14 protein-coding genes are annotated in these 11,496 nt (G+C 30.1%); 3 read left to right on the top strand and 11 right to left on the bottom strand.

The annotated features are described in order from the left end of the window. The 8 genes from Q0V08_RS07565 to Q0V08_RS07600 all read right to left on the bottom strand — a co-directional run. Nucleotides 1-326, bottom strand: a 326-nt coding sequence (locus tag Q0V08_RS07565; protein WP_297433573.1) for an urease accessory UreF family protein, incomplete at its 3' end; no start/stop codon positions are given. Then, nucleotides 319-792, bottom strand: coding sequence for an urease accessory protein UreE (locus tag Q0V08_RS07570; protein WP_297433575.1), 474 nt, complete (start codon nucleotides 790-792; stop codon nucleotides 319-321). The genes Q0V08_RS07570 and Q0V08_RS07565, both read right to left, overlap by 8 nt. A 73-nt stretch (nucleotides 793-865) precedes the next feature. After that, nucleotides 866-2,584 (bottom strand): urease subunit alpha, encoded by a 1,719-nt coding sequence (ureC, locus tag Q0V08_RS07575; protein WP_297433577.1) that lies wholly within the window; start codon nucleotides 2,582-2,584, stop codon nucleotides 866-868. A gap of 12 nt (nucleotides 2,585-2,596) precedes the next feature. Beyond that, nucleotides 2,597-2,905, bottom strand: coding sequence for an urease subunit beta (gene ureB, locus Q0V08_RS07580; RefSeq protein WP_297433579.1), 309 nt, complete (start codon nucleotides 2,903-2,905; stop codon nucleotides 2,597-2,599). A gap of 29 nt (nucleotides 2,906-2,934) precedes the next feature. After that, nucleotides 2,935-3,237 (bottom strand): urease subunit gamma, encoded by a 303-nt coding sequence (locus Q0V08_RS07585; RefSeq protein ID WP_297433581.1) that lies wholly within the window; start codon nucleotides 3,235-3,237, stop codon nucleotides 2,935-2,937. Nucleotides 3,238-3,269: 32 nt separating this feature from the next. After that, complete coding sequence (locus Q0V08_RS07590) at nucleotides 3,270-3,749, bottom strand: AmiS/UreI family transporter (protein ID WP_297433583.1); 480 nt, start codon at nucleotides 3,747-3,749, stop codon at nucleotides 3,270-3,272. A 141-nt stretch (nucleotides 3,750-3,890) separates the two neighbouring features. Then, nucleotides 3,891-5,111 carry a chloride channel protein gene (locus Q0V08_RS07595; protein WP_297433585.1) on the bottom strand — a complete coding sequence of 407 codons (1,221 nt, stop codon included), beginning with the start codon at nucleotides 5,109-5,111 and terminating at the stop codon, nucleotides 3,891-3,893. A gap of 15 nt (nucleotides 5,112-5,126) precedes the next feature. Continuing rightward, nucleotides 5,127-5,975 carry a mechanosensitive ion channel domain-containing protein gene (locus Q0V08_RS07600; protein WP_297433587.1) on the bottom strand — a complete coding sequence of 283 codons (849 nt, stop codon included), beginning with the start codon at nucleotides 5,973-5,975 and terminating at the stop codon, nucleotides 5,127-5,129. A gap of 150 nt (nucleotides 5,976-6,125) precedes the next feature. Between Q0V08_RS07600 and rd the strand changes: the two genes are divergently transcribed. Then, nucleotides 6,126-6,284 (top strand): rubredoxin, encoded by a 159-nt coding sequence (gene rd, locus Q0V08_RS07605; RefSeq protein ID WP_297433589.1) that lies wholly within the window; start codon nucleotides 6,126-6,128, stop codon nucleotides 6,282-6,284. Nucleotides 6,285-6,366: 82 nt separating this feature from the next. Beyond that, on the top strand, nucleotides 6,367-8,019 hold the full coding sequence (gene hcp / locus Q0V08_RS07610; protein WP_297433591.1) for a hydroxylamine reductase: 1,653 nt from the start codon (nucleotides 6,367-6,369) through the stop codon (nucleotides 8,017-8,019). Between the two features lie 26 nt (nucleotides 8,020-8,045). On the opposite strand, the gene Q0V08_RS07615 is transcribed toward hcp, so the two are convergent. Then, nucleotides 8,046-8,768 carry a DUF305 domain-containing protein gene (locus Q0V08_RS07615; protein ID WP_297433594.1) on the bottom strand — a complete coding sequence of 241 codons (723 nt, stop codon included), beginning with the start codon at nucleotides 8,766-8,768 and terminating at the stop codon, nucleotides 8,046-8,048. 139 nt (nucleotides 8,769-8,907) lie between these two features. Here Q0V08_RS07615 and Q0V08_RS07620 point away from each other — a divergent pair, with 139 nt between their 5' ends. Then, complete coding sequence (locus Q0V08_RS07620) at nucleotides 8,908-9,726, top strand: ZIP family metal transporter (RefSeq protein WP_297433596.1); 819 nt, start codon at nucleotides 8,908-8,910, stop codon at nucleotides 9,724-9,726. A 25-nt stretch (nucleotides 9,727-9,751) separates the two neighbouring features. Here Q0V08_RS07620 and Q0V08_RS07625 read toward each other — a convergent pair whose 3' ends face one another. After that, nucleotides 9,752-10,393: a hypothetical protein gene (locus Q0V08_RS07625; RefSeq protein ID WP_257162832.1), complete on the bottom strand. Its 642-nt coding sequence runs from the start codon at nucleotides 10,391-10,393 to the stop codon at nucleotides 9,752-9,754. A gap of 95 nt (nucleotides 10,394-10,488) precedes the next feature. Continuing rightward, nucleotides 10,489-11,496, bottom strand: a 1,008-nt coding sequence (locus Q0V08_RS07630) for an AbgT family transporter (RefSeq protein ID WP_297433599.1), incomplete at its 5' end; no start/stop codon positions are given.

Raw genomic sequence — 11,496 nt, forward strand, 5'->3', positions numbered from 1 at the left:
ACTAATTTTGCTCCCTCTCTACTTTCCATAGCTACATTTTGTACTGTTAGAAGTTGATCTATATCCCAAACTTCATTTTTTTCATTTTTTTCTAATATTTCATAAATTAATTTTATCGCTAATCCTTCATTGTATAGATATTGATTTTCAAAAAACATAGTTAACCATCTATTAAATGTGTGAGCATCACATATAACATTTTCTCTTAAATAAGTTTCCATTCCATAAGAATGGTTAAAAGATCCAATTGGAAAAGCAGAATCACAAACTTGTAATATATTTAATAATTGCCAAGTTGTAATTGATTTTTCATTAATCTTAGTCATGGCTATGTCCATGGTGCCCATGACTATGCTCAATATGTCTTAAGGCTCTTTTAAATTTTAAATACTCTATATCAAAAGGACATTTTTTTTCTTTTAATGTGTTATCCAAATATTTATCATAGTGTAAATATATTTTTCCATTTTCTACTTTTATAGGTGTATGCATATTTCCTAAAAAATGTGCAATCTCTCCCATTTGATTCATATCTTTTGGAGAAATTACTAAAACTTTTTCTAAATCTGTTTCTATAAATATTATTTTAGTTCCATCATTATATAGTATCGAACCATTTTCTAATTTATCTCCACTCTCTTTTAAACTAATACCATATTCATTTCCATTTACAGATTCAACTCTTAAAATTTTCTTTTCTAAATCATCACTTTTTATAATAATTTTTTCCACTTCATAACTATCTTTATCTTTAACCTCTTTTATGTTTCCCAAAACTTTTTCAAATAACATATTCCCTCCTAAATAAATTTTATTTACAATATAAATTTCAGACGAGAGAATAATCTCTCGTCTGATTTGTTATTTAGTATAGATAATATCTTTGTGCTAATGCAAACTCTTCAAATGGATCACATGTAATTAATTCTCCATTTATTGTAACCTCATATGTTTGTGGATCAATTTTTATATCTGGTAATTCTGCATTAAATATCATATCTTTTTTTGTAAGATTTCTTAAATTTTCAACTGGTAGTACAATTTTTTCTAATCCTAATTTTTCTTTTACTCCGTGCTCATAAGCATACTTAGACACAAAAGTTATATGAGAATGATGTAGAGCTTTTCCTTTAGCTCCATACAGTTCACGAACTAATCTTGGTTCTGTTGTTGGTAAACTTGAACTTGCATCTCCCATTACTCCATAAGATATTGTTCCACATTTTAATATCATCATCGGTTTTGTTCCAAACATTTTTGGTTCCCATAAAACTAAATCAGCATATTTTCCAACCTCTACTGATCCAATATGTTTACTTATTCCTGAAACTATAGCTGGATTTATTGTATATTTAGCTACGAATCTTTTTATTCTAGTATTATCTGAATACTCACTATCTCCCTCTAATGGTCCACGTTGTTTTTTCATCTTATCAGCTAATTGCCATGTTTTCATATTTACTTCTCCAATTCTTCCCATGGCCATAGTATCTGAACTCATCATACTTATAACACCCATATCATGTAGTACATCTTCAGCTGCTATCGTTTGTTTTCTTATTCTTGAATCTGCAAAAGCTACATCTTCTGGAATTTTTGGGTCTAAGTGGTGACAAACCATTAGCATATCTAACTCTTCTGGTACACTATTTTTACCATATGGATTAGTTGGACTTGTTGATGATGGTAATACATTTAAATGACTTGCCATTACCATTATATCTGGAGCATGTCCTCCTCCAGCTCCCTCAGTATGATATGTATGTATTGTTCTTCCTGCTATTGCATTTAGTGTGTGTTCAACAAATCCACCTTCATTTAATGAATCTGTATGTATTGCAACTTGAACATCATACTTATCAGCAGCTCTTAAGGTATAGTCTATTCCAGCTTGCGTTGCACCCCAATCCTCATGAATTTTTAATCCAACGGCTCCAGCTTCTATTTGTTCCGCTATAACTCTTTCATTATCTCCAGCTCCTTTACCTAAAATTCCTATATTTATAGGTAAATCATCATGAGCTTCTAATAATCTTTCTATATGCCATGCTCCTGGTGTTGCTGTTGCAGACCGTGTTCCATCTGCAGGCCCAGTACCACCTGCAATTATAGTTGTTATTCCATTATCTAAAGCTGCATGAACTATATCAGGAGTAATTAAGTGTACGTGTGTATCTATTCCACCAGCAGTTACGATAAGTCCCTCTCCTGCAATAGATTCTGTACTTGCTCCTACAACAAAGTCTATATCATCCATTAAATCTGGATTTCCACCTTTTCCAATAGAAATTATTTTTCCATCTCTAATTCCTATGTCAGCTTTATATATTCCTGTATAATCGATTATTACAACACTATTTATTATTGTATCTACAACCAATGGATTTCCTTCTCTAGTTTCTATTGGATTTAAACCCATTCCATCTCTTAGAGTCTTTCCTCCTCCAAATTTTGATTCTTCTCCATATACAGTTAAATCTTTTTCAACTCTTGCAAACAAATTGGTATCTCCAAGTCTTATACTATCTCCTGTTGTAGGACCAAACATATCTGAATATTTTTTTCTATCCATTTCAAAACTCATAATCTGAACCTCCTAGTCTAAATATCCCTCAACTTTATTATTGAATCCAAAAACTCTTCTTCTACCACTAAAATCGATTAGTTTTACAACTTTTTTATCTCCTGGTTCAAATCTTACTGCTGTTCCTGAAGGTATATCTAATCTTTTTCCTTTAGTTTTTTCTCTATCAAATTCTAATCCACAATTTGCTTCATAAAAATGAAAATGAGATCCAACCTGTACTGCTCTATCTCCATTATTAATTACTTCTATTTCTATTGCTTCGTGCCCTTTATTACAAACTATCTTATCTTTACCTAATATATATTCACCTGGAATCATAAGTATATCCTCCTTATTTTAATTAAAAACTATTGAATTGGATTGTGTACAGTTACAAGTTTAGTTCCATCTCTAAATGTTGCTTCAACTTGAATTAAAGGAATCATCTCTGCTATTCCTTCCATTACATCCTCTTTCTTTAATAGCGTTTGTCCATAAGACATCAATTCTTCTACACTCTTTCCATCTCTTGCACCTTCTATTATTTCATCACAAATATATGCAATAGTTTCAGGGTAATTTAATTTAACTCCTCTATTTTTTCTTTTTCTTGCAACTTCAGCTGCAACACTTATCATCAACTTCTCTTTTTCTCTCGTTGTTAAATACATATATTTACCACCTCATTTAATAAATTTGAACTCTACCACATGTCAATCAACATTAGAAATCCTGGAATCCAAGCTGTCACTATCCCTTCAAAGATTGCTAACACAGGTGTAAATTTACCTAAATTTTTTTTAGGAACTGTTTCTATCCAACCTGTTAGCCATAGAACTCCCCAAAGCCACCATATGATGCTCATTTTCCAATCTGACTTTAAAGATAAATATCCGGCAGGCAATGTATTTATTGCAACAAACAAGCTGAACCATCCATAGGGAATAGGATTCAAATTAAAAATTCCATTTATAGCTACATATAAATATGTAAATGTAAATAGTAATCCAGTTGCACCACTATAATAATCTCCTCTTGTTATGGAAACAATATTTAATATTAAAGTTAATCCACCGGTAAATATATTCATTACAGATTGTGCTTTTCCATCTACATTATAAAGTCTACACATTCCATTACTAATTAAAACTATTCCTACAAACAACAGAGCTACACCTAGCATAATTTCACCTCCTCTTAATTTTAAATCTTTTGCAGGTCGTTTATGTCGCTAAGTTATACAAAATTATAGTATCTTTTCTTTTAAAATATCTATAAAAAAAATTGAGAGGGTATTAAACATATCCTCTCAAGCTAAATCTTTCTATATTTTTAAATGATCTTTTTTTTGCCCCTCATATATACTTAACTCTCCACTAAATAGATAAGCCATTGCACAAGCTACAAAAAGATATCCTGCCATATTATAACCAAATATCTCTATTCCTATTAAAAATGAAGCTAAAAATGTATTTGTAGAAGACGCAAACACAGCACAATATCCAATTGCTGCTAAAAATTCCACAGGAATTCCAAACCAAGTTCCTAATACTCCACCTAAACATGCACCTATAGCAAAAATTGGAGTAACTTCCCCCCCTTGAAACCCTATTCCTAAAGTGAAAATAGTAAAGAACATCTTTAATATCCAATCATATGAGTATAACTGCTCTTTTGAAAAAGCTATATCAATTAGATTAGTTCCTAATCCACTATATCTCCCTCCATAAACTAACCAAATTAAAAATCCTAATACTATTCCACCAAAAAATATTTTTTTCATAGGATCCAAATTTATCATATATTTATTCTTTTTAAACTTTTTTAAAAAAAATGCAAAACAATAACCAGCAACTGCAAATATAAATGTTGCCATTAAAAACATTGTTATATTCCTCATATCATTTTTTGGAAATTCCTCTATTAAAAAATGAAAATGTTTCATCTCAAAATACTCTGATACACCAAATGCTGTATATGCTGCTAAAAATGCTGGAAATAAAGCTTTATATTCAACAACACCCATATTTAAAATTTCTAAAGAAAATATTGTTGCAGCAAATGGTGTTCCGAAAAGTCCTGAAAACCCTGCAGAGATTCCTGTTGAAATAAGAATTTTTTTTAAATCATTTATATTTAACTTTATCTTTTTTTCTACATATATTGTTATTGTATTTGCCACTGTTGCTCCAATTTGTACCGCTACTCCCTCTCTACCAGCTGAACCTCCAAAAAGATGAGTAGCCCAAGTTGAAATAATAGAGAATGGAATTAATCTTTTGGGAATAATTACATTTTCCATATGGGCAGCTTCAAATACATATCCCATTCCCTTTAAAGATCCTTTTCCATATTTTTTATATAAAAATATCATTAAAACTCCTACAAAGGGTAAAAAAATAATTAACTTATTAAAATATTCCACTCGTAAATTTGCTGCTAATATCAATCCTTTTGAAAAAAATACGTCTATAAATCCCACTATTAACCCTGTTATTATTGAAAAACCTGAAAAAAATAGAGCTCTAACTATTCTGTCTTTCATATAATCCTCTCCTCTCTATTTACTTTCAGTTACATTTACATCTAAAATATTAAATGGAACATTTACACCCTCTTTATTAAACACCTCTAAAATATAAGCCATTAGCTCTCCTCTAACTTTATAATAGCCTTTTGTTGGTGTCCAAACCATAAATAATATATTTATACTTGAATCTCCATACTCCATTGTATGAATAAAGTTTTCTCTATCTTTATTTAATCCTTCATAAGTATTTGCTATATTTTCCAATATGCTAATTACCTTTTTCATATCAGAGTCGTAAGATACTGATAACATTAACTTTATACGTCTAAAAAGATTTGCATCATAGTTTATAATGTTTCCACTAATCATTACATTATTTGGAACTATAACTCTTCTTCCATCTAAACTAGTTATATATGTTGAAAATACCTCTATTTTAGCAACCTCTCCCATTACACCATTTATTTTTATGAAATTTCCTATACTGAAAGGTCTTGTAAAAAATAGTACTACTCCACCAGCTAAATTTGATAGAAACTCTTTTAAAGAGATACCTACACCTAATCCAATGGCACTAATCATAGTCGCTATTGATGCTTCACTAAAACCAAATGCCAATAATCCTATTAAAAAAAACATCACATTTAATCCCAATTTTGTAACTGATTTTGTAAATTGCTTTGTATTTATATCTTGATTAACCACTGGAATTTTATCTATATATTTATCTACTTTTTTTGTGAAATATGAACCTAGGTACAATATAATTATAAAAACAAGAGTTCTTATTAAGAATTCAATTGCATCATGACCTAACGTTTGTAGTAGGGGTTCTCCTGAACTATTTTTTATTTGTAGTAAACTGTTAACTGTTTCCATATTACTTCCTCCTAAAATATGCTTTCTCTATAATTTATATTATAGATTTAATAAATATATCCTTTAATTTTTTTATAAATTTAAAAGGAAATCTATAATTTTTTTGTAAAAATATCACAGATACATTAACTAGCATAGGAGGTATTTTTTATGGAAAAATGGAGATGTAAAGTTTGTGACTGGATTTATGACCCTGCTACAGGAGATCCTGATAATGGGGTTGCTGCAGGTACTGCTTGGGAAGCTGTTCCTGAAGATTGGGTTTGCCCTATCTGTGGTGCTTCAAAAGATGAGTTTGAAAAAGAATAATTTTTTTACTGGGGTATACTTTTTAATACCTCAGTTTTTTTTACTTTTAAAAATATAAATAAAACTTTTTAGGAGGTTATCTATGTCTATGTTTTGTTTTCAATGTCAAGAAACTGCTATGAATAAAGGATGTACTGTTAGAGGCGTTTGTGGTAAAGCATCTGAAACTGCTAATTTACAGGATTTATTAATACATATGGCTAAAACTGTTTCTGCTTATATTGAACTTTTAAATGATAAAATTCCTATAACTGATGATTTACACCGTTGGGTTGTAAATGCTCTCTTTGTTACAATTACCAATGCTAACTTTCATGATGAAGCTATTATAAGAGAGATTGAAACTGGAGAGGCATATAGATCAGCATTAGAAATAGAGCTATTAAATAATAAAATCTCTGTTCCTGAAAAATATGCAAAATATATTAATTGCCCAACTGACCTTAGCTCAGATGATTCACTTTTAGATTATGCTGAAAAAGTTGGTGTATTAAGAACTGAAAATGAAGATATCCGTTCTTTAAGAGAAACTATTATATATGGATTAAAAGGAATGTGTGCCTATGTTGAGCACGCTTTTAATTTAGGATATGAGGATGTTTCTATATACAGATTTATCGAAGAAACATTAGCTAATGTCGATGACGACTCTTTATCTATTGAAGCACTAGTTCAAATGGTTTTAAATGTTGGTAAAGTTGGTGTCGATGCAATGGCTCTTTTAGATAAGGCTAATACAACATCATATGGACATCCTGAAATAACTAAAATTAATATTGGAGTTAGAAATAAACCTGGAATCTTAATATCTGGACATGATTTAAAAGATTTAGAAATGCTTTTAGAGCAAACTAAAGGTACTGGTGTTGATGTTTATACTCACTCTGAAATGTTACCTGGTCATGCATATCCATTTTTTAAAAAATATGATAACCTTGTAGGAAACTATGGTGGTTCTTGGTGGCATCAAACAAAAGAATTTGTTGATTTTAATGGTCCTGTTCTATTTACAAGTAACTGTTTAGTACCTCCTAGAGGAACTTTAGCTGAATATCTTGAAAGAGTTTACACTACAAACTCTGCCGGTATGGAAGGGTGCGAACATATTCTTGCTGACGAAAATGGATTCAAAGATTTTAGTGAAATTATTGAAAAAGCAAAAGCTTGTAAACCTCCTGTTGAAATTGAACATGGGGAAATTATTGCTGGTTTTGCCCATAACCAAGTTCTAGCTTTAGCTGATAAAATTGTTGATGCTGTTAAATCTGGAGCTATTAAGAAATTTTATGTTATGGGTGGTTGTGATGCTAGAATGCAAGATAGAAAATATTATACTGAATTTGCTTTAGCTTTACCTAAAGATTCTGTAATTCTTACTGCTGGCTGTGCTAAATATAGATACAATAAATTAGATTTAGGAGATATCGGTGGAATCCCTCGAATTTTAGATGCTGGTCAATGTAACGACTGTTATTCTCTTGCTGTCATTGCATTAAAATTAAAAGAAGCTTTTGGATTAGATGATGTAAATGATTTACCAATTGTATTTAACATTGCATGGTATGAGCAAAAAGCTGTTTTAGTTCTTTTAGCTTTATTATATCTTGGATTTAAGAATATACACGTAGGACCTACTATCCCTGCATTCCTAAGTTCTAATGTTCTTCAAGTTTTGATAGATAATTTTAATTTAGGAACAATTAGTAATGTGCAAGATGACTTAAAAAATTTCTAAATATTTTATAAAAAAAAGGCAAATGTTTAATTTGCCTTTTTTAATATCTGTTTCATCTCTTTTATCTCTTCCTCTTGACTTAAAACAATTCCATTAGACATTTTTATTAGTTCTTTATTTTTTCCAAATTTTAAATACTCTTTTGCCATGCTTACTGCTCCTTCATGATGAATAATCATATTTTGTAAATAACTTTTTGTTATATCAGCAGCATTATTTAGTTGTCCATTGTAAGAGTTCATACTTTTCATCATTTTAATCATTATTTTCTTCATTTTAGGTAGGAATTTTTCACTATCATTCCCTCTTAACTCTCCTGATTCTAATAATTTTTGCATAACTCCAACTTCTCTCTCTTGAGCGTGTATTATCCTATTAGCTAAATTTTTAACCTCTAGATTTTGAGTATATTTTAAAACTCCAACACTTGTTATTACTGCTGCTTCATGATGAGGTATCATGTATATTACAAAATTATTTCCCACATCTTTTGTTAAAAACACTTGTGAACTATTTGACATCATAAGACTATGAGCATATTCATCATATTCCTTAAACCCCTTTAAATTCTGTGGAATAACATCTTTTAAAGGTGTCAATACTGTATATATTTTACTATCTGATTTTATCTCATAGTTTAACATTTTTTGTAGATGGCTATCATTTAAATCATTACTATACGAATTTAATGAAACTGTTGAAAACAAAGCGGCAATTCCCACCATTATATTTATATTTTTAAAATCCATTTTCCAACCTCCTTGCACTAAAGTCTGTGACTTATTATTAAATGAAACCCATACAATTCCTTTTTAATTTTAAAGGATTTTTATAATAAACTTGTAAGAGTAAGTTAAGTACTACATTAAACAACTGAGGAGGATTTTTATGTATGAATTTTTAAAAAATTTAGATCCTGTTTTACAGGCTCTTTTGGCCACTTTATTTACATATTTTGTAACAATGCTTGGAGCTGCTATGGTCTTTTTCTTTAAAACTATAAATCAAAAAGTATTAAATGGAATGCTTGGATTCGCTTCTGGTGTTATGATTGCAGCTTCATTTTGGTCTCTATTAAATCCTGCCATTGAATTAGCAGAAAGTATTGGCTTACCTGGATGGAAACCGGCTGTTATAGGTTTTCTTTTTGGTGGTATTTTTCTTTGGTCTATTGATAAATTTTTACCTCATCTTCATCAAAATCAACCTATATCAAATGCTGAAGGGATTTCAACTAAATGGAGAAGAAGTATTCTTTTAGTTTTAGCTATAACTCTTCACAATATTCCTGAAGGTCTTGCTGTTGGTGTGGCTTTTGGTGCTTTGGCTGTAACTGGTCCTGAGTCTACTTCTACACTAGTTTCCGCAATTGCTTTATCTATTGGTATAGGTCTTCAAAATTTTCCAGAGGGAGCAGCTGTTTCCATTCCTTTAAGAAGAGACGGAATGAGTAGAAGAAAAGCTTTTTTTTATGGGCAAGCTTCTGGTATTGTTGAACCAATAGCTGGCGTTATTGGAGCTATATTTGTTATTAAAATGACTTTTTTACTTCCTTATGCACTAGCTTTTGCTGCGGGTGCTATGATATACGTTGTAGCAGAAGAACTTATTCCAACTGCTAAAGAGATTCGTCATGACGATTCAGGAACTATTGGAGTTATGTTTGGTTTTGCTATAATGATGTTTTTAGATGTGGCTTTAGGGTAAATAGTTTATATAATAAAAAATGGAGCTACTTTTGAGCTCCATTTTTATCTTTTTCTACTTTCATTATTATAACTGTTACTTTATTTGTATATTTAGATAACTCATTATAATCTTTTTCTACTTGATCCCAATCTGGTTTTGGTCTTTCTATCTCTTTTGCTATTTTAGAACTTAAATATTCCATTCTTTCAAGCTCTCTATCTGACATTCCCTTTTTTATAGCTTTCATAACCTCTTTTTCATCCATAGAGTTTGATGTCACATCATCATCTAAAACCATGTCAGACATAATTTCATTATTTATCTCCTCTTCAAAATTTGGTTCACTTTTATCAAGTCCACCCTCTTTTAAGGTTCTCATCATATTCACTGCCATTTTATTCGTGTACATTGATAACTCATTATACAAAGCTTCAACTTTAGTCCAATCTGGTTTTTCCTTTTGAACTTCAGCATCTACTAATTCACCAATCTCATTCATTTTCTCCATATTCTCTGAGTCCTCTCCTAGATTTCCCATAACATTTTGAATAAATTGTTCGTTGGCCATATTGGATACTGATACATTTTCAATTGTTGGAGCATTCGTATTTAAATTATTTGTTTCCTCTGCAGAAAAAGATGTAATTGATAACATCATAGATAAGACAATTAAAATAATTTTCATCTTTTTATCTCCTTTTAATTTTATATAATCTTTGTTATATACTACCAAAAGAGAAGTTAAATTCTTTGAAATTAATATAATTTTTACAAATTTATTTAAATATCTATTGGAGCACCTGGTCCTAATGGTATCCCTAAGTATATCCAAATAATAGCCATAAGAATCCACATTATTAACATAGCTATTGTATATGGTAACATTAAAGATATCACAGTTCCTACTCCTGAATCCTCTTCATACTCTTGGGCTAACCCTAAAACTATTGGCATATATGGAAACAATGGTGATATTACATTTGTTGTTGAATCACCTATTCTGTAAAGCATCTGAGTTAAAGCTGGATTATAACCTAACATATAAAACATAGGTATAAATATTGGAGCTAATAAAGCCCATTTAGCTGATCCACTTCCAATAAAAAGATTTATAAACGCCGAAAGTAATATAAACATCACAAATAAAGGTATTCCTCTTAAGTTAAGATTTTTTAGTAAATCTGCACCCTCTACAGCTAAAACAAATCCCAATTTACTCCAATTAAAATACGCTATAAATTGTCCAATCATAAAAACTAAGACAATATAACTAGACATATCTTTTATTCCTAAAGTCATATATTTGGGAATATCTGACATATCCTTTATCTTTCCAACGCTTTTTCCATAAGTTATTCCTGCTATTAAAAAAAGTATCAATAATAGTGGAATTATTGCATTCAGTAGTGGAGAATTTAAAAGAGATCCTGTTGTTGGATTTCTTAAAAAACTATTTTTAGGATAAACAATTGCTACTAAAAACAGAATATATATTCCTACATAAATACCTGCCTTTTTTAAAGCTTTTTTCTCTAGATGATTAACTGCTTCTCTTTCAATTATCTTTTTACCTGTATATTTCCCTAATCTTGGCTCTATTATTTTCTCTGTTACAACAGTTCCTACTATAGCTAGCAAAAATGTGGATACTCCCATAAAATACCAGTTATCAACAACTGAAACTGTTATGTTTGGATTAACAATTTTCATAGCTTCTGTTGAAATTCCTGCTAATAATGCATCTGTACCTGCTACAATTAAATTTGCACTAAATCCTGCTGTTGTTGC

This window comes from uncultured Cetobacterium sp., from assembly GCF_947038635.1.
In the GTDB taxonomy this organism is placed as follows: domain Bacteria; phylum Fusobacteriota; class Fusobacteriia; order Fusobacteriales; family Fusobacteriaceae; genus Cetobacterium_A.